This is a genomic window from Myroides sp. N17-2, from assembly GCF_002286775.1.
In the GTDB taxonomy this organism is placed as follows: domain Bacteria; phylum Bacteroidota; class Bacteroidia; order Flavobacteriales; family Flavobacteriaceae; genus Flavobacterium.
Genome location: NZ_NSGJ01000014.1, coordinates 84295 through 103333 on the forward strand (window position 1 = coordinate 84295; position 19039 = coordinate 103333).

The 19039-nt window shown below is 34.7% G+C and carries 14 protein-coding genes; 7 read left to right on the forward strand and 7 right to left on the reverse strand.

Annotated elements, in window-relative coordinates; all coding sequences use genetic code 11:
- The first annotated feature begins 12 nt into the window (after positions 1-12).
- From CF599_RS07990 to CF599_RS08005, 4 genes are all read left to right on the forward strand, one after another.
- The gene (locus CF599_RS07990) at positions 13-1419 is read left to right on the forward strand and encodes a sigma-54 dependent transcriptional regulator (protein WP_121965509.1); all 1407 of its coding nucleotides are present in this window, start codon (positions 13-15) and stop codon (positions 1417-1419) included.
- Positions 1420-1579: 160 nt separating this feature from the next.
- Positions 1580-1912, forward strand: a complete 333-nt coding sequence (locus tag CF599_RS07995; protein WP_121965510.1) for a hypothetical protein — start codon at positions 1580-1582, stop codon at positions 1910-1912.
- Between the two features lie 166 nt (positions 1913-2078).
- The gene (locus CF599_RS08000; protein WP_121965511.1) at positions 2079-3731 is read left to right on the forward strand and encodes a fatty acid--CoA ligase; all 1653 of its coding nucleotides are present in this window, start codon (positions 2079-2081) and stop codon (positions 3729-3731) included.
- Between the two features lie 62 nt (positions 3732-3793).
- Positions 3794-6757, forward strand: a complete 2964-nt coding sequence (locus CF599_RS08005) for a prolyl oligopeptidase family serine peptidase (protein WP_121965512.1) — start codon at positions 3794-3796, stop codon at positions 6755-6757.
- 179 nt (positions 6758-6936) lie between these two features.
- Here the strand turns inward: CF599_RS08005 and CF599_RS08010 are convergent, their stop codons facing one another.
- Positions 6937-8346, reverse strand: coding sequence for a glycosyltransferase family 2 protein (locus CF599_RS08010; RefSeq protein ID WP_121965513.1), 1410 nt, complete (start codon positions 8344-8346; stop codon positions 6937-6939).
- 574 nt (positions 8347-8920) lie between these two features.
- Here CF599_RS08010 and CF599_RS08015 point away from each other — a divergent pair.
- Positions 8921-11125 (forward strand): S9 family peptidase, encoded by a 2205-nt coding sequence (locus CF599_RS08015; protein ID WP_121965532.1) that lies wholly within the window; start codon positions 8921-8923, stop codon positions 11123-11125.
- 519 nt (positions 11126-11644) lie between these two features.
- On the opposite strand, the gene CF599_RS08020 is transcribed toward CF599_RS08015, so the two are convergent.
- The 3 genes from CF599_RS08020 to CF599_RS08030 all read right to left on the reverse strand — a co-directional run bounded on the left by CF599_RS08020 (position 11645) and on the right by CF599_RS08030 (position 15120).
- Positions 11645-13015 carry a Gfo/Idh/MocA family protein gene (locus tag CF599_RS08020; protein WP_121965514.1) on the reverse strand — a complete coding sequence of 457 codons (1371 nt, stop codon included), beginning with the start codon at positions 13013-13015 and terminating at the stop codon, positions 11645-11647.
- Between the two features lie 720 nt (positions 13016-13735).
- Entirely contained in the window at positions 13736-13969 is a 234-nt protein-coding gene (locus CF599_RS08025; protein WP_121965515.1) for a hypothetical protein, read from the reverse strand.
- A gap of 2 nt (positions 13970-13971) precedes the next feature.
- Positions 13972-15120: a THUMP domain-containing protein gene (locus CF599_RS08030; protein ID WP_173835526.1), complete on the reverse strand. Its 1149-nt coding sequence runs from the start codon at positions 15118-15120 to the stop codon at positions 13972-13974.
- A gap of 227 nt (positions 15121-15347) precedes the next feature.
- Between CF599_RS08030 and CF599_RS08035 the strand changes: the two genes are divergently transcribed.
- Complete coding sequence (locus CF599_RS08035) at positions 15348-16079, forward strand: bifunctional 2-polyprenyl-6-hydroxyphenol methylase/3-demethylubiquinol 3-O-methyltransferase UbiG (RefSeq protein ID WP_121965517.1); 732 nt, start codon at positions 15348-15350, stop codon at positions 16077-16079.
- A 4-nt stretch (positions 16080-16083) separates the two neighbouring features.
- Positions 16084-16812 (forward strand): ZIP family metal transporter, encoded by a 729-nt coding sequence (locus tag CF599_RS08040; RefSeq protein WP_121965518.1) that lies wholly within the window; start codon positions 16084-16086, stop codon positions 16810-16812.
- A gap of 107 nt (positions 16813-16919) precedes the next feature.
- Here CF599_RS08040 and CF599_RS08045 read toward each other — a convergent pair whose 3' ends face one another.
- The 3 genes from CF599_RS08045 to CF599_RS08055 all read right to left on the reverse strand — a co-directional run bounded on the left by CF599_RS08045 (position 16920) and on the right by CF599_RS08055 (position 18658).
- The gene (locus CF599_RS08045; protein WP_121965519.1) at positions 16920-17417 is read right to left on the reverse strand and encodes a GNAT family N-acetyltransferase; all 498 of its coding nucleotides are present in this window, start codon (positions 17415-17417) and stop codon (positions 16920-16922) included.
- A 1-nt stretch (position 17418) separates the two neighbouring features.
- Positions 17419-17709, reverse strand: a complete 291-nt coding sequence (locus CF599_RS08050; protein WP_121965520.1) for a DUF1778 domain-containing protein — start codon at positions 17707-17709, stop codon at positions 17419-17421.
- A 217-nt stretch (positions 17710-17926) separates the two neighbouring features.
- Positions 17927-18658 (reverse strand): hypothetical protein, encoded by a 732-nt coding sequence (locus tag CF599_RS08055; protein ID WP_121965521.1) that lies wholly within the window; start codon positions 18656-18658, stop codon positions 17927-17929.
- Positions 18659-19039 lie beyond the last annotated feature (381 nt).

The window sequence follows — 19039 nt, forward strand, 5'->3', positions numbered from 1 at the left end:
AAATTTGATAATATGAGTCACAAGATTCTGGTAATAGATGATGACGTTCCTTTTTGCGAAATGCTAAAAACTTTTTTGACAAAGAAAGGTTATATAGTTTCTAATGCATTTAGTAGTACAGAAGCGGAGCAATGCATCAACGAAGGGTGCTATGATATTGTTCTTACTGATGTTCGATTGCCTGATAGTAATGGCTTAGAACTGCTAAAATATATAAAATCAAAATGTAGAACAGCCCAAGTTATTTTAATGACTGGCTATACTGAAATTAAGACAGCAGTGAATGCGATGAAGCTAGGAGCATTTGATTATGTTGCTAAGCCGATTAATCCAGACGAAATACTTTTGACTATAAAACAGGCACTAGAGAGAAAAGCTAGTCTAGAAAGTGGAGAAACTGTCAAACCAAAAACAAAGGCTGCAGTTGTAACTACTAATGATGATGTTGAAGTAGTAGACGAATTAGATTATGTGCGAGGAGAGAGTAATGTTTCGACTCAACTGCACGAGTATATTGATTTAGTAGCTCCTACTAATATGTCTGTTTTGATTATAGGAGACAGTGGTACAGGTAAAGAGAATATCGCACACTCTATTCATTTAAAAAGCAAGAGAAAAGATAAACCATATATCGCAGTAGACTGTGGTGCTATACCAAAGGATCTAGCTTCTAGTGAGTTCTTTGGACATATTAAAGGATCTTTTACAGGGGCAGTTAATGATAAAGTAGGTCACTTTGAGGCAGCTAATGGAGGAACAATATTCCTAGATGAAGTAGGTAACTTATCTTATGAAGTCCAAGTACAATTGCTTCGTGCATTACAAGAACGCAAAGTAAAACCTGTAGGTAGTAGTAATGAAATAGATGTAGATATTAGAGTTATCGCAGCTACGAATGAAGATTTGCCTAAAGCAGTTAGAGATGGTGAGTTTAGAGAGGATTTATACCACAGATTAAATGAGTTTGGTATCGTCGCTCCTAGATTAGCTGATCGTGGCGCAGATATCTTAATGTTCGCTACACACTTCTTGAATGAATCAAATATAGAACTAGAGAAGACGGTAAAGAAATTCTCATCAGAAGTAGAATGTATATTCTTAACTTATGATTGGCCAGGTAACTTAAGGGAGATGAAGAATATTATTAAACGTTCTGTTCTTTTGACTCGTGGGGATATCATCGAAAAAGATGTATTACCACAAGAGATACTCGTTCCTAAATCAGAAAGTATGATGATGACTAACTCTAGTGAATCTGTTGAAGATGATTTGAAGTTATTCTCTTCTCGTAATGAAGAACAGGTAATCCGCACAGCTCTAGAGAAAGTTAAGTTCAATAAAACGAAAGCTGCTCAAGTATTGGGGATAGACAGAAAGACTCTATATAACAAAATGAAGTTGTATAACATAGAATTATAATTAAAATGGTATCATGACAGGTCGTTGTGATACCTTTTTTTCTTTACCTATATCTGATTCTAATAAGTAGCTAAATAAAATACATAGACGAATTTAAACAGGCTCTAAGTATATCTGTAGTTTTCTTTTTACCTTTGCATAAATTAGAGAGTTAGAGAATATGGATATTAAAACGCTATTACATCATAATTTAGATGAGTTATTTTATTTAGCAGATAAGAAAGGGATTTTAGATACAGACTTAGTTGTTAAGATTGGAGCTTATGTTGGAGCTGCTGTATTAAGAGGTAGATATGCAGACCAGAAAGAGGTAACTATGGACGAAGTGAATGGAGTCTTCGGTATCATAGGTGATTTTTGTAAAGAGAGTTTCGGAGGAAGAAGTTTCTCTAAGGCTCATTTTAAGAAAATGACTAAATACGCATTAGAATTGATTCAAGAGACAACCTTTGACTCGGATGTGGAAGAATTCATCGTTTCATTAAGAAGTTAGATTTGTTATAAACATATAGTAAGCCCTGTGAACAATTTGTTTACAGGGCTTTTTTTATACGCTATATAGACGTTGTTGCTGTATATCGTATTGATAGCTAAATAGTAAGTATTGCGGTGGTGATTATTTTTCAGTATATTGTGGATAACCAACAAATACCATAATTATGAAAATTAAAACAATTGAATCAGCTAGTAATGCTCATTCCTATCAACTATTGATAAAAGATCTCTTAGAGAATTCTCTTAGAGTAAATCCTCAGCACGAGATAGTTTATAAAGATAAGGAAAGGTTCGATTATTATGAGTTATATAAGCGCATCAAACAGTTGTGTAACTTGTACAATGACCTTGGTCTTGAAGGAGGAAGTGTGGTAGGAGTCATAGATTATGATAGTCATCGCTATCTGATGAATTACTTTGCAGTACCTATTACAGGGAATGTATTACATACAGTCAATTGGCGCCTAGCACCAGAACAAATGTTGTATACCATTAATCATGCAGAGGATGAGGTATTAGTTGTTCACGAGGATTTCTTACCTATAATTGAATCGATAAAGGATAAGATGACAACAGTGAAAAAAATCATTGTAATCAGAAATAATAACAATATTGTGGATACATCACTATCGATTAGTGGTTATTTCGATGATTTAGTAACATCATCATCTAGTGAATATACTTTCCCCGATTTCTCAGAAGAAGCAGTTGCAACATTATTCTATACAACAGGTACAACGGGTGCTCCTAAAGCAGTGTATTTTACACACAGACAGTTAGTGCTTCATACGATGGTAGAAATGAGTGTATTATCTCTAATGAACGAAGCGTTTAAGATAAATTCAAAAGATGTGTATTTACCATTGACGCCGATGTTCCATGTCCACGCTTGGGGTCTTCCTTACGCAGCTACAGCTCTAAGCTTAAAACAAGTATATGTCGGCAAGTTTGAACCTGTAAGTTTCTTGAAGATTTTTAGAAAAGAGAAACCAACCATATCTCATTGCGTACCAACTATCTTAAATATGCTTCTGACTAGCCCTGAAGCTAATGATATTGATTTTTCTAATTGGAGTGTATTAGTAGGAGGATCTGCACTTAGTAAACCTCTAGCTCGTCGAGCAATGGAGAGAGGGATATCCGTCATTACAGGGTATGGTATGTCTGAGACTTGCCCATTATTAACTACCTCTTATCTATCATTAGAAACTATCAAAGATGACTTAGAGTCTCAACTAAACATTAGAACTATGACTGGTAGGGCTGCTTTATTAGTAGATTTAAAGATTGTAGATGAACAAGGGAAAGAAGTACCTAAAGATGGAAAGTCCTTAGGAGAATTAGTAGTGCGTGCTCCATACCTAACGATGGGCTATTATAAAGATAAGGCTAAGAGTGAAGAACTGTGGGAAGGAGGGTATTTACACACTGGAGATATCGCTTGGATAGATGCTAATAATGACGTAAAAATAGTTGATCGCTCTAAAGATGTGATTAAAACTGGAGGAGAGTGGATGTCATCTCTTGCTTTAGAAGAGATGATAGGTAGTTATCATGGCATATTAGATGTTGCAGTTGTAGGGATACCAGATGAGAAATGGGGAGAAAGACCATTTGCCTTAGTAGTAGTTAAAGAAGGGGAGGTAATCACAGAGGAACAGTTAAAACAACACATGCAAACCTATGTAGATAAGGCTGTTATTAATAAATGGGCTATTCCAGATAGATTTGTGTTTGTAAAGGATATTCCGAAGACAAGTGTTGGAAAAATTAGCAAGAAACGCATTAGAGAATTGCAAGAAAGCAACCAATTATAGGCGTTGTTTGGTGATATAGTAAATTTGCGGTAACTTCCGAACCGTAAATTAACTAACGTAATATGAGATTACCACAAACAACAAAACAATCAAAAAGATCTACTCCTAGCTATTTCTGGAAACAGTTAGGATTAGGTCTTTTTGTGCTGGGTACCCTTACATCCCACGCACAAAAAAAACCTTTGGACCATACTGTCTATGACGGATGGCAAAGTATAGGTGAGAAGTCATTCTCTAATAATGGAGAGTGGGTATTGTATCAAGTGAACCCTCAAGAAGGAGATAAAACACTTTACATCTCTACAGCTAAAAAGACAAAACAAATCACTGTTCCTAGGGGAGAAAAGCCTGTATTCACTGGGACGTCTAATTTCTCTGTATTCTCTATTTGCCCTACATATGCTGATTTAAAAGCAGTGAAGAATAAGAAAAAGAAAGAAGATGAGATAGCGAAAGACTCTTTAGGGATTTATAACCTAAAAACAGGAGCTTTAACTAAGAAGTCAGATATCAAGTCATTTAAAGTACCGGAGAAGAAAGGTGATTATTTAGCTTATTTATTAGAGCCAGTTAAGGATACTACTAAAGCTAAAGATAAAAAGGATGCTAAAAAGCCTGCAGCTAAAAAACCAGGAAAAGACGCTCCACTAGAGTTAGTCTTTGAAAACCTAGTGACAGGTGAGAAGCTATCATATAAAAATGTTACTGATTATTACTTTGATGCTAATGGTCAATACTTAGTCTTCGTTACGAAAGATCCTGCAGAGAAGAAAAAGGACGATAAGAAAGAAGATAAAAAGGACGAGAACAAGAAGGAAGAAAATAAAGAAGTAGCTACTACAACAGAAGCAACAGCTAAAGAGGAAGTTGCTAAAGGGCCTTTCGGAGTTTTTGTTGTTGATTTAAAGACTAAAGCTGTAAAGACTTTACTTGAAGGAAATGGTAAATATACGCAGTTCTCTTTTGATGAAACTGGAAAACAATTGGTATTCATTGGTACAAATGATGAAGAGAAAGTATTAGTAAAGAAATACGAATTATACTATACTAACCTTACGACTGGTGCTACTGTATTAGCTTCTAATACCATTAAAGGTATGCCAAAAGATTGGGTCGTATCAGAGAATAATAAACCTAAGTTTAGTAAGAATGGTGGACGTTTATATCTTGGTATAGCACCACAGCCTATCGCTAAAGACACTACATTAATTGCTGATGATCATGCAGTAGTTGACGTATGGCATTATAGCGAAGACTATATCCAACCACAACAATTAGTGAACTTAGATAAAGATCTTAAAAAGAGTTTCTTAGCAACTATCAACCTAAAGGATAAAAGCAAGTTGATTACTTTAGCAAATGATAAAGTTAACAATACGCAGTTAGTTGATGAAGGAAATGCAAACATTGTATTTAATTCATCAGACTTTGGTCGTAGAGTAGAGAGACAGTGGGATATCTCAGGAGTAGCGTCTTATTATATTGTAGATGTTACTACAGGGAAAGAGGTTGAAGTAGTTGCAGACTTGCCTGGTTCAGCGCGTATATCTCCTAAGGGAACGGCTGTTGTGTACTATAATAGTGAGGAGAAGAATTGGTATGCTTATGATGTAAAGACTAAAATCACTAAGCAATTAAATAAGGGATTAACAGTATCATTTGCTGATGAGACTTTCGATATGCCTGATAATGCTTCAGCTTATGGTATTCAAGCTTGGACTGATAATGATGAGTCTGTATTGATTAGAGACCGTTTTGATATCTGGGAGTTTTATTTAAAAAGCAATAAAGCACCGAGAATGATTACCAACGGATATGGTCGTCAAAATAATATCGCATTCGACATCTTAAAATTAGATGAAGAAAAGCGTTCTTTCAGTAGAACAGAACAGTTAATCTTAGCTGCGTTTAATGAGAAGAATAAAGAAGCTGGGTTCTTTACTACAGAGATTAATAATGCTACTGCATTGAAGCAAGTTTCGATGGATGCTTATAGTGGATATAGTTCATTGTTTAAAGCGAAGGATGCTAATGTGTATGGGTATGTAAAAGGATCTTTTGTAGAGCCTACTAACTTATTTATCACAGAGAATCTAGCGACTGCTACTCAATTAAGTGATATTAATCAACAACAAAAAGACTATATCTGGGGAACGAATGAATTAGTAGAGTGGACTACACCTAAGGGATATACTTCTACAGGAGTATTATTTAAGCCAGAAGGTTTTGACCCTACTAAAAAGTACCCGATGATCGTGTACTTCTATGAGAAGGTATCTGATAATTTAAATAGATATGAGTCACCTGCACCTACGCCATCTCGTTTGAATATTCCATTCTTTGTGAGTAATGGTTATTTAGTATTCACACCAGATATTAGCTATGTAGATGGACAACCAGGTAAATCTGCCGAAGAGTATATTAACTCTGGAGTAGAGCATCTAAAGAAGAATAGTTGGGTGAATGGGGAGAAGATCGCTATCCAAGGTCAAAGTTGGGGAGGTTATCAAGTAGCACATTTGATTACTGTGACTGATATGTATGCAGCAGCTTGGTCTGGTGCTCCAGTAGCGAATATGACATCTGCTTACGGAGGTATCCGTTGGCAAAGTGGTATGAGTCGTCAGTTCCAATATGAAAAGACTCAAAGTAGAATAGGTAAAACACTGTGGGAAGGGTATGACTTATATGTTGAAAACTCACCGTTATTTAAGATGCCTAATGTCAAAACTCCTGTAGTTATTATGGCTAATGATAATGATGGAGCAGTGCCATGGTACCAAGGTATTGAAATGTTTATGGCATTAAGACGTTTAGGTAAACCAGCATGGATGCTTAACTATAATGGAGATGAACACAACTTAATGAAACGTCAAAATAGAAAAGACATTCAGATTCGTCAACAGCAGTTCTTTGACTATTATCTAAAAGATGGTAAAGCACCTGTATGGATGGTAAAAGGAGTTCCTGCTACTATGAAAGGTAAAGATTGGGGATTTGACTTAACTGATGAGAAAGTAAAGTAATCTCTTTTGAACACACTATAAAGCAAAAGGCTATTCTGTAATGGAATAGCCTTTTGGTATTTAATATGGTTTTCTATAATAGAAGTTCTTATATCTCTGCAATGTATAGAAACGAAAAAAGACAGCGAAGTGCATGCTGTCTTTTTTACTCAATCAAATATATAAATCTACTTTACTTTTTATTTTTCAACAGGTAGGGTACGTGTTAACCAACCTCTTTTATTCGCTGTAATAATAGCGTAAGGAGTAATCCAGAATAGTGTGAATGTATAGAATATACTATAAGGATATGCCCAGAACGACTCTAATAAATTATATCTCTTAGAATAGAAGAATACTTGAATACTAGAGAAGATAAAAATACTTACTAAAGCAGAACTTATAAACATAATCGGTTGAGTGATTACGAAGTATAGCATTAATATCGTGATAGGATAAGCCATTAATACATTTAACCATTGGTTAAGTAATAATATTCTCGGTCCTATTTTTGACCCTTCTCTAAAGTTAGTAAAAGCAAATCTACTCATCGCAATATTCTCTCTCACATTACTTCTCTCCCAACGGATGTACATTTTGTACAGTGTTTTATAAGTCTCAGGTGTATTAGTTAAGACATAAGCATTTCGTTGGAACAATACATCATATCCTTGTTTTAAGATCATATTAGTCATTGCTCTATCTTCACCGATGTCAGAAGGTTGACCCATAAATGTTTGGTTAATCCATTCTTCTAAACAGTTCATTACAGCCTCTCTTCTATATCCAGCTAAAGCACCAGGTGTACATAATACAGAACCTAAAGCACTCTGTGCAGAACGAATAAATTCAAAACTGAAGACAAAACTAACATTAAGCATCTTAGGTATAATACCATCTGCAGTGTTTAATACTCTAACATTTCCTCCTACAGCACCACATTTCTCATTGTTTACGAAAGGACTTACTAAATTTTTAAGTGTATCTTTCTTAACGATAGAGTCACTATCTACAGTAACGAATACTTCCCCTTTACCTATGTTAAATCCTCTGTATAATGCGTGTCTTTTTCCTTGATTACGTTCTTGTTGTAAGATTGTTACTCTGTCTCCTAATTCAGCTTTCGCCTTAATCATCCAGTTCCAAGTATCATCTTTACTACCGTCATCTAGAGAGATAATCTCTATCTTCTCAGCAGGGTAATCACTATTCACTAAACTAACTAAAGTATCATATACTAATCTTCCTTCGTTATAAGCAGGAACTATTACTGTACAGGTAGGTAGTTCTTCATCACTAACAGAAGCTATTGGTTTATATCTAAAGTATAAATACACGATATATAATAAGAAACTTATCTGTAGTACAAATAGAATTAATCCGAAGTTGATAATACTAGCTCCCCAAAAGGTTTTAATTCTTTCGAAGTGTATTTTTTCAAAGTATGGTTGTAATCTATAAATAAAGTATAAACCTATCCCCATCAGTAGAAATGTACTACCTAAAACAAGGTAATCTGATGTAGAAAGTGATTTACCGTTTAAAATATTCAGTCTTTTTTTACTATCGTTTGTGGCGTCTTGTGAATCAGTTTTTGTGTTCGTTTGCATAACCTTATCTTTTAATAATTGTTATACCTTAAATTTGGAAATAACATTTAAACGAGAATGAATTGTACAAAGCAGAGCGAAATTAGTGATAAAAGCACACTGTAGTGTGGTTTTGGAGCTAATTGAAGCTATGTAAAGTAGAATTAATTCACAGTAAATGGTCGTTACATATTTAAGGTTATTCTATTTGTGGTTTTGTTTCTTTAACCTGCTTTCGTTTGTCTTGAGTAGAATTCATTTAGGTTGTTAGTAAATAAATTCTAGTAGCAGGCTAAATCATCAAATAGTCTATAAATACTGTTTCAATAGTTATGCCATCCCTGTTATACGGCTTATAAGGGCTTTTTTAACATTATATGTGACCCATAGTGTAGATAGTTGGGGAATCAAGTGAGGACGGAATACTCTGTTTTGTCTTTTAATGTTACTTTTCGTCTATTAACGCACGCCTAATGTATGATGATATGAGAATATTTATAGAAGTAAAGGGATACTATAATTCTTTATAAGATGCAGTAAAATGGCTATTTTTGTATACAAAGAAGTGAATAGGCACAACTTTAAAAAGGAAGTTATGAAAGAACTAATAGGAGATTATAAGGCAACACTAGATTTAGGAGAAATGACACTAGATTTAGTATTACATATTACTGAAGATAAAGAAGTAACGATAGACTTGCCTAGTCAAGGGGCAATGGGACTTGAAGCAAGCAGTGTAGTAATTAGTGATACAACTGTTGCATTCTCTATAACAGCTATGGCTATGAGCTTTTCAGGAGTTGTTGTAGAAGATAAAATAGAGGGAATAATCAAGCAGATGGATCAGGAAATACCTGTTGTCTTTGAAAAAACGATTATTACTCTTCCAGGTAATCCTTCTCTTGTCTCTACAGAAGAAGAACTAATAGCCTTAGCTAATAAAGAACAAGGAACGTATAAATACAGCGTAGAAGACTATTTTCAACGTCCTACATCATCTAGTTTTCAGTTGTCACCGAATGGGAAGTATCTGTCTTACCGTGAGAAAGACGAGAAGAATAAACGTCACGTTTATGTGAAAGAAATAGCTTCAGGTAATGTTATTCGCGTGATAGATGAGGGGGAAGAATTAGTACGAGGATACGGATGGATAAATGATGACCGATTAGCTTATATGATGGATAATGGAGGGGATGAGAACTATCATATCTATGCTGTTAATGTAGATGGAACGAATAATATAGATTTAACCCCATTTGACAAGGTTCAGGCAGGTATATTGAATATGCTAAAAGAGCAGAAAGACTATATCATTATCTCGATGAACTTAGAGAATGCCCAAGTATTCGAACCATATAAAATAAATATCCATACAGGAGAATACACCAAGTTGTTCACTAATGATGATCCTTCTAACCCTGTATCTGATTATGACTTTGATAAAGATGGTAATCTTAGAGGATATTCTAAAATGTATAATGGCGTACAGACGCAGTACTTCTATAAAGTAGAGGGAGGAAGTGAGTACGAATTATTCCATACGATTAACTGGTCTGATACTTTTTCATTAATGGCATTTAACTATGCTTCGGAGAATAAGGATGAAGCGTATGTATTGACGAATCTTGACTCAGATAAGCAACGCATTGTATTATATGATTTTAAAGCGAAGACTGTCGTTAAGGAAGTATATGCTAATGCTGAATACGATGCCTCTATTATAGGATTATCTCGCAACAGAAACTGGGAAATCGATTACCTTGGTTATGAGGGAGAAAAAGTGATTATAGAACCAATAAGCGAAACGTTTAAGAAGATAAGTGCAGACTTAGAACGCCACTTTGGAGGGTATGAATATTCTATTGCTGCTAAGACAGAGAACGAAGACCGTTACTTAGTGATTGTACAGAGTGATAAACTTTATGGTAGATATTATAATTACGATAAGGACTCAGGTGAAGTAACGTTACTTTATGATTTAATGCCTCAACTTAAAGAAGAGGATATGGCAGAGATGCTACCGATTAGTTTTATGAGTCGTGATGGTATAAAATTACATGGGTATATCACATTGCCTAAATCAGCTAAACAAGGGCATAAAGTACCTCTTATCGTTAATCCACACGGAGGACCGCAAGGTATTAGAGACAGTTGGGGCTTTAATCCAGAGACTCAATTATTCGCTAGTAGAGGATATGCTACCCTACAAGTCAACTTCCGTATCTCAGGAGGATATGGCAAGGAGTTCTTTAAATCTGGTTTTAAACAAATCGGTCGCAAGGTAATGGATGATGTAGAAGATGGTGTGCACTATGTAATCGAACAAGGATGGGTAGACGCCTCTAAGATAGCAATCTATGGCGCGAGTCATGGGGGATATGCTACGCTTATGGGGCTAGTGAAGACACCAGCGCTTTATACTTGTGGGATTGATTATGTAGGTGTATCAAGTATATTTACTTTCTTTGAATCATTCCCAGAATATTGGAAGCCGTATAAAGATATGGTGAAAGAGATATGGTATGATCTAGACAAGGAAGACGAAAGAAAAATCGCAAGAGAAGTATCTCCAGTGTATCAACTAGACAAAATCAACAAACCACTATTTGTCGTCCAAGGAGCTAATGATCCTAGGGTAAAGATAGCAGAATCAGATCAAATCGTAGAAGCACTACGTGCACGAGGATTTGAAGTTCCTTATATGGTCAAATATGACGAGGGACACGGCTTCTCAAAAGAAGAGAACAGTATCGCATTCTATAAATGTATGATGGGATTTGTCTCAGAGCATTTAAAATAAACAATAGATTTAAACAAACAGCCCCATAATAACACTTATTATGGGGCTGTTTATTATTAATATCAAGTGTTATAGATGATGTGATATACATCCACACAGTATTTCGACACAGTAGCGCTGGCGCGGATTTGTAATCCGTGCCGTCCATATCCACCCAGTTACGTTGGCACAGAATGTTATGAAAGCATTATTAGATGTTTTATGTGGACGTATGTAATACGTCCCTACGATTGCGTGCCAACAGGACGTGATATAAACTATGTTGCACTTTATTACTATACGAAGTGATAAAATGAAATACTCTATTTAAAGTAATTAACCTTGCGAAGCCCTCTTGGCCTTAATAGGGTCAAGCGTTTAAAAAACATCTAGTAGATGTTTTTAGCGAAGAAGCCAGGCGTTGCATAGGCAGGAGTGCCGTGATTGACCGCTTAGGAATTACAGCCTTGACTTTTTTTGTTACTTTTTTGTGTCAAGACAAAAAAGTAAAAGAATAACCGCGTAGCGATAGACTCACTTCTAATACTCACTATTAGAACCAAAAACAGTTTTTCTATTCACATATTTACCTCTAGTAAAGTCTGGCATTTCCTGTACTTGACCATGTGCAGCTATGGACTTCTCACTTAATGGTGTAACCGCATACCAAGTCGCCAAATCATAAATATCAAATGGGAACTCTATATTCCTTTTGATACTTTCGACGAAGGCGTTAATCATAAAGTAATCCATTCCACCATGACCAGCACCTACAGCTTTATCCGCATTGTTTTTCCATAGTGGATGATCATATTGTTCTAAGTATTCTTTTGAGTTAGCCCATTGGTGTGAGTGATTCATCTCTTTTTCGAAGTAAATAAACCCTTTGTCAAAACCACCAGAACTTATCTCTTGCCAAATTCCCTCAGTTCCCTGTACCTTAAAACCTAAGTTGTATGGGCGTTGAAGAGAAGTGTCATGCGTAAGAACCATCGTTTCACCATTTTCACATTTAAGTGTAGTCGTCACGATATCACCTTGTTTAAAAGTAACTTTCGCATTAGGGTGATCTTGACCACCATTCTCTATGATATATTTATTTAATCCTCTTGCTTTAGAAGCCATAGAAGTAAGATGAGTGATTCGATTACCTCTGTTCACATCGAACATTGCCGCTAAGGGACCTACACCATGTGTAGGATATAACTCCCCATTTCTATTGACATAATGGTCTGTTCTCCACTTTGCTTCACTAAATCCTTTCTCGCCAAACTCTACACCACCGCCATAAGGTTGTACGCCATCGTTAAAGAGTACATTGCGTAGATCATGTTGATACCCACCAGTACCGTGGATTAACTCCCCAAATTTTCCTTTTTTAGCCATATTAAAGACAGCCATAATATCTCTGCGGTAACACACATTCTCTAGCATCATCAGCGGTACTTTCGTTTCTTCATATACATCTACGTATTTCCAACATTCTTCTAGAGTCATAGCACCACATACTTCCATCCCCACTATCTTTCCTGCACGCATAGATTCTGTCCCCTGTCTTTCATGCCATTCCCATGGAGAAGAAATAATTACAGCATCGATATCCTCTCGTTTAAGTAGGTTACGGTAGTCATAATCACCGTTTCCGTATACGATAGGTTGTTTTTTGTTGTGTTTATCTACTATTTTTTGTGCTCTTTTGATCATTCTATCATCTGGATCAGCCATTGCGATTACCTCCACATCGTCGCGTTTAAGTAATTCGTCTAAGTGTACTTGGCCTCTAAGCCCCACAGCGATCATTCCGATGCGTACTTTTTTGGTTGAGTTAGAAAAGCTAAATAGGGAAGAAGGAACAATAAGTGCTCCTATACCTGCCATACTGGTATTTTGAAGAAAACTTCTTCTGTTCATAATAGTTATTGTTATTAGGTTAGTTCTCAAAAATAGAAGATTGAGAGGGGATTTAAAAGTAAAAAGGTGACTTATTTCTCTTTTTGTATTGTTGTTTATAAAAAAAGGGTTTGATATAAAAGGGTAAATTGCTGTAATTTGTGAAAAGAAATAATATGAAAATAGTAAAACAAATGCCCATTATAGAGAGTGACCGCCTTGTGTGTGAAGTCTTCTGACTTTGTGTAAATATTCACAACACAAATCACGTTCTGTTGCACACAATCGTAGGGCTGTATTACATACAGCCTACCCAGTAGCCATAATACACTTTCATAAATGTTATGAAAACATCCAAGGATGTTTTATTTGGACGTATGTGATACGTCCCTACGATTGTGGAAATAAGTTGTGGATAATAGTTGTGGAAATATATGATCCAATGTAAATACGTAATCAAGATTACACCCTGTTGGTACATAAAGTTGAGGCAATATCTTGTGTCTCCTTAGGAAGACAAGGGTGATAAAAGCAAAAAGCCAATCGTCATCTTTCGATATTCAATTGGCTTTTTAGTATTTGTAATTTTAAAGGGATATGAGACAAATGTAGGTTATTTAACCCTACAATAAAAGTCAAAAACTGTCTTTTTAACCCTTCCTTTTATCTTTTATAGATAGTTGCTTATTTGCGTGTTTTCTAAGAGAATAACGTTGTTATTATTCATTTAGAGCTTTGTTTTTAGTTCAAAACCTTAACACCTTTTAAGAATATCCAACGAACGCAAATCTTTTCTCCTTTATCCGTTTTGAATACTTTAAATTGAGGAGCTAAGATCGTCGCCACAACAGCACTCGTAGCAGGTAACCATAAGCCACTTAATTCAGTGAATGTTGCAAGAGCGAATTTGCATATAAAAAATAGTATAGCAAAACTCGCGAACTGTAATAATATAGTTTTAGTACCTACACTCATAACTAATCGTTTTGGTTCATATATTTTCCTTTTTTACTTCCTGCGTATAATTCGTATTTGACAAATCTAGCTTCTAGTTTACCATTAAATAACTTGATCTTTCTTGAAGGTCTAAGTCCTACGAATTTTAATGCCTCTACGTTACCAGTGATAAACCAAGCTTCTGTACCTGGATAAGACTGTTTTAATGTATCACCGATCTCTCTATAGAAACGCTCTAGGTTAATATCTAGACGCTCTCCATAAGGAGGGTTAAATACCATGTGTAGTGGTCCTTCAGTCTGTTTTTGAGAATCGAAGAAGTTACCATCTTCTATTCTGATGTATTCATCTAAGTTGGCATTTCTAGCATTGTCAATAGCTTTTGCTACTGCAGAAGGAGCCTTGTCATATCCTTTGATAGTATAGTGAAATTCTCTTACTTTCTTTAAAAGTGACTCTTGGATAGTATCAAATAATTCTGCATCCCAATCATTCCATCTCTCGAAGGCAAACTCTTTTCTGTTGATATTCGCAGGAATATTACAAGCTATCATAGCAGCCTCTATCAGAATAGTACCAGATCCACACATCGGATCAATAAAATCTGTACGACCATCCCATCCTGACATTAATAACATCCCAGCAGCTAACACCTCATTAATAGGCGCTATATTAGTAGCCGTTCTATATCCACGGTGGTGTAGAGAAGCTCCTGATGAATCGATAGATACCGTACACAAATCTTGTTGTAAGTGAATGTTAATTCTCAAATCTGGGTAATCTTTATCAATACTAGGACGTACACCAGTCTTACTTCTAAACTGATCTACGATAGCATCTTTAGCCTTTAAAGACACGAACTGTGAGTTATTAAAGTTGTCCGAGAATACCGTAGCATCTATAACGAATGATTGATTAGCATTGATATATTCACTCCAGTCAATACTCTGAACTCCCTTATATAAATTACCTTCATTATAGACTGCAAAAGTTTTAATAGGTTTAAGTATTTTTAAAGCAGTGCGCAAGGCTAGATTAGCTTTATACATAAAACCTTTATCTCCTTTAAAACTCACCATTCTAGTACCTTCTTGTACACTTGACGCACCTAATAACTGCAATTCTTTTGCTAATACTTCTTCAAAACCGAAGAATGTCTTCGCAACCATTTTAAAATTTTCCATCTTTATTATTATATAAGGAATAATTGACTATTCAATTATAAACCAAAACTTTATATGTGACATAGTATCGTTTAAGTTACAACTTTTTCTCCGTTACAACAAGACTATTTAACCCGAATTTAAAATCCTGATATGTCTGTGATATATGCTATGTTTAATCCGCAAAAATAAAGTAAATTTGCAGGCTAATAAAGAAGTTTTAAAATAAATATATGTCAACAGAGAACAAAGCCTGGTATAAGTCGTGGTTTGACACCACTTATTACCATACTTTATACAAAGATAGGGATTACAGTGAAGCACAAGTGTTAATTGATAATTTAACGCAATATTTAAATCTAGATGAAGGAGCTAAAATATTGGATTTAGCTTGTGGGAAAGGGAGACATTCTATATATTTAAATTCATTAGGTTATGATGTGACAGGAGTAGATTTGTCACCTAATAGTATAGCCGAAGCAAGTCAGTATGCTACTGATACATTACATTTTGAAGTTAGAGATATGCGCGAACCTTCGACAGAGAAGTATGATGCTATCTTTAATTTGTTTACTAGTTTTGGGTATTTCCCTAATCCAGAAGACAATATGCGTACCTTAGATGCTATCCATAAAAGTGTAAATGAATTTGGATTAGCAGTGATAGACTTTATGAACGTAGATAAAGTAATAGCAAATCTAGTACCTTCTGAAGTAAAGACAGTAGATGGTATAGAGTTTAATATTACACGTAAATATGAAGACGGTTTTATTATCAAAGAAATTATCTTCGATGCAGATGGTGAACACCACGAGTATATGGAGAAAGTTAAAGCCTTGAGATTAGAAGATTTTGAAGCGATGATGAATGAAAAAGAAATCTATTTATTAGATGTCTTCGGTGATTATAAGTTAAAGCCATTTTACAGACAAGAATCAGATCGATTAATTATGATATTCAAATAAGCCTATGGTTTATATTATTCCTTTACTAGCCGTTATCATAGGATATCTAATAGCAGTGATATTAGAGCCTAAAAACAAGAAAAACCTTAAACTATTAATGGCATTTAGTGGTTCATTTCTACTTACATTAACGGTTACCCATTTATTGCCTGATGTATATGCCGCTAGTGAAGCAGCTGCTATCACTGAACATGTAGGTCATACTCACGCGCATGGGCATGACCATAGTTCTGGTAATATTGGATTCTTTATTATGATAGGGATAGTGTTCCAGATTGTCTTAGAGTTTTTCTCTAAGGGAGCAGAGCACGGACACGTACACTCACATGATAAGCTTGATAAAGTACCTTGGTTGTTATTTATCAGTTTGTGTATTCACGCATTGTTTGAAGGAATGCCAGTGAGTCAACATGAGGAGTTAGCCTGGGGAATAGGAATACATCATCTGCCAATAGCTGTGATTCTTACCGCTTTCTTTATCAATGCAAATATGAATAAGAAAGTCGTATTTATGTTTATGATTATCTTTTCATTAATGACACCGATAGGAACATTGATATCTGGTAATGTAGCTTTCTTAAGCCAGTATTATGCTGAGATATCAGCTATCGTAGTCGGTATCTTGTTTCATATCTCATCGACGATTATCTTTGAGAGTAATGAAGGGCATTCATTTAATATCAATAAGCTAATCGCTATTATACTAGGTGTAGTAGCAGCGTATTTTATATAATAAGATAGTAGATATAACAAAAAAGACGATTCGTGAGAATCGTCTTTTTTTTATGAACTAGAAGGTTATACCTTAAATCCTTAACTACCATTTGCTACGAATTAATTCTATTTAAATAGTATTTCAAGTGTTTTCATTGTGATAAACATTTTTCCACTATCAGGGAGTTTAATAAACTTATAGTGGGAATAAAATCTCTCTGCTTCCATATCTATTGGGTCTACGACAACACCAAAGGAACCTATATGACTACTGTATTCATAGCATCTCATCAATGCATCAACTAGTAATAATTTGCCTAAGCCCTTTTTTTGATAAGAATTGCTAATAGCAAATCTTCCCATCAATGTAGTAGGTATGCTTTGATAACTGCTAGGAAGTTTCTTTTTTAAAGAATCGGGTAATGATTCTAAAGGAATGCTAGTATTGGATAAAGTATAGTAACCTTTGATTTGAATAGCATCATCATCTAGTAATACAAAGCAACTTGCTAAATTACGCGTTTGATCTTGTCTAGCTTGATTTTTAAGATAGTTGTTTAGTAACTCTTTACCACAGTCAAAGTCTATTCTATTATGCTTTTTTTGTAGTAATTCTGTTAGCATGTTACTTCTTATTAGTTAGCAGTGAATTATAATCAGCAAATGCTTTTTTTAAGGTAGTAGAAGGCTCTTGCACTGTATTAATTGCATCAATGAATATCTCTGCGTCTTTTTCAGATGCAATAATAAGGTCATTATTCTTAATAATTTCTTCTGCTTTTTGTTGCACGATGTTTAGAATAAAATCAGTTAAGTTCTTATATCCACCCAATACAGAAGCTCTCTCAAAAAGAATTTGTTGTTCTTTTGAGAGTAGGTTATTAAGTTCTGTTGTATTTTTAGATATAGCGTTCATCAAGAAATAATGTTATACAAAGGTATGAAAAAAGTAAATAGAATATGTTTTTTTAATGTTATATGTGTTTTAAAATTAACTATTTATAGTTTTTTTTATGTTGTTATATGAGGTGTAGTGGTAGCGTATTTTATATAATAAGATAGTAGATATAACAAAAAAGACGATTCGTGAGAATCGTCTTTTTTTATGAATAAAAGATAGTAGACTAATTACTCTATAGACCATTGTCGATATAGAGGATAGTACTTGGATTAAAATCTTTGTTGTTAATGCTTATTTCATTTTCACCTGTATAATTGTTAGAGAAAGTAAGAGTCGCAATGATCATATTAAAGTTCTCATTTGAAGGGATTTCTGTAATCCACTGTTGAGCTTCATTTGTTGTATCTAAAGATGTTGTAAAAGAGTAGTGTTTACTAACCATACGAGTGTATTCTATTAGCGGCTGACTAATCAAGGTCAATCCAATTTTAGCTATACAGGTTTTTTCTATGAAAGTAAAGACCTCTTTGGTTGTAAATGCAGGAATAGTTACAGCAAGTTGATTGTCACTGATTTTTTCTATCTGTATAGGCAATTGACAGTAGCGAGTAAACGGACTGTTAATATTAAAGTCAAAACCTATTAGGCCTTTCATATCTGTATTCATAAAAGTTCTTTCCCCTTTTGGAATAGTTGGATTTAATTTCAGTAAATTTGTAGCAGCTGTAGTAAAGCGAATAAAAAGCTTATTATCGTGATTTTTACTGATAATCTGAACGACTGATGTTCGTAGAACTTTACACATCTTAGAAGCGTAACCGAAGTCTGAAGCCGCTTTTTTTGTATTTTTAGTCTGTTTAGGTTTTCGACCTTTAACTTGCATAATGTTTTTTCCATTCACTACGCGATTAGTCACAGGGCCTATGTTTCCTTTTAGTTGCCCTTTCGAATTGATAATTGCCATTTTCTGCTATTTTAAAGTTAATTGATTCACTTTGCTTTTGTGTGGATGTATATTGAAAACATTGTGCATCCATAGTAAGTCCATTAAAAAGACTTATTTAATGGAGTCACTATGGACTCATTATGGAGTCACTATGGACTCACTCCAAAGAAAACTGCACGAATTTCTCAATTCGTCCCTATCTAACGATACACTTGTTTTTGATCTAATATTTTCTTTTTTTAGGTTGACTAACCTTGCTTTTTTTCTGTGTAATAGAATGCTTTTTTAGGGTTAGTTATACGCTAAAATTCTAATGGCAAAATACTTATTGTAAAATACCTGTGCCATAGGGTGTACTATTATTAGTTGAATAGTGATGAACAAAAAACGTTTTTTACC

Coding starts and splice junctions, on each gene's coding strand:
- CF599_RS08015 (WP_121965532.1), top strand. CDS start 8,921: ATGAAAGAACTAATAGGAGATTATAAGGCAACACTAGATTTAGGAGAA.
- CF599_RS07990 (WP_121965509.1), top strand. CDS start 13: ATGAGTCACAAGATTCTGGTAATAGATGATGACGTTCCTTTTTGCGAA.
- CF599_RS08045 (WP_121965519.1), bottom strand. CDS start 17,417: ATGCTAACAGAATTACTACAAAAAAAGCATAATAGAATAGACTTTGAC.
- CF599_RS08050 (WP_121965520.1), bottom strand. CDS start 17,709: ATGAACGCTATATCTAAAAATACAACAGAACTTAATAACCTACTCTCA.
- CF599_RS08000 (WP_121965511.1), top strand. CDS start 2,079: ATGAAAATTAAAACAATTGAATCAGCTAGTAATGCTCATTCCTATCAA.
- CF599_RS08040 (WP_121965518.1), top strand. CDS start 16,084: ATGGTTTATATTATTCCTTTACTAGCCGTTATCATAGGATATCTAATA.
- CF599_RS08005 (WP_121965512.1), top strand. CDS start 3,794: ATGAGATTACCACAAACAACAAAACAATCAAAAAGATCTACTCCTAGC.
- CF599_RS08030 (WP_173835526.1), bottom strand. CDS start 15,120: ATGGTTGCGAAGACATTCTTCGGTTTTGAAGAAGTATTAGCAAAAGAA.
- CF599_RS08020 (WP_121965514.1), bottom strand. CDS start 13,015: ATGAACAGAAGAAGTTTTCTTCAAAATACCAGTATGGCAGGTATAGGA.
- CF599_RS08010 (WP_121965513.1), bottom strand. CDS start 8,346: ATGCAAACGAACACAAAAACTGATTCACAAGACGCCACAAACGATAGT.
- CF599_RS08025 (WP_121965515.1), bottom strand. CDS start 13,969: ATGAGTGTAGGTACTAAAACTATATTATTACAGTTCGCGAGTTTTGCT.
- CF599_RS07995 (WP_121965510.1), top strand. CDS start 1,580: ATGGATATTAAAACGCTATTACATCATAATTTAGATGAGTTATTTTAT.
- CF599_RS08055 (WP_121965521.1), bottom strand. CDS start 18,658: ATGGCAATTATCAATTCGAAAGGGCAACTAAAAGGAAACATAGGCCCT.
- CF599_RS08035 (WP_121965517.1), top strand. CDS start 15,348: ATGTCAACAGAGAACAAAGCCTGGTATAAGTCGTGGTTTGACACCACT.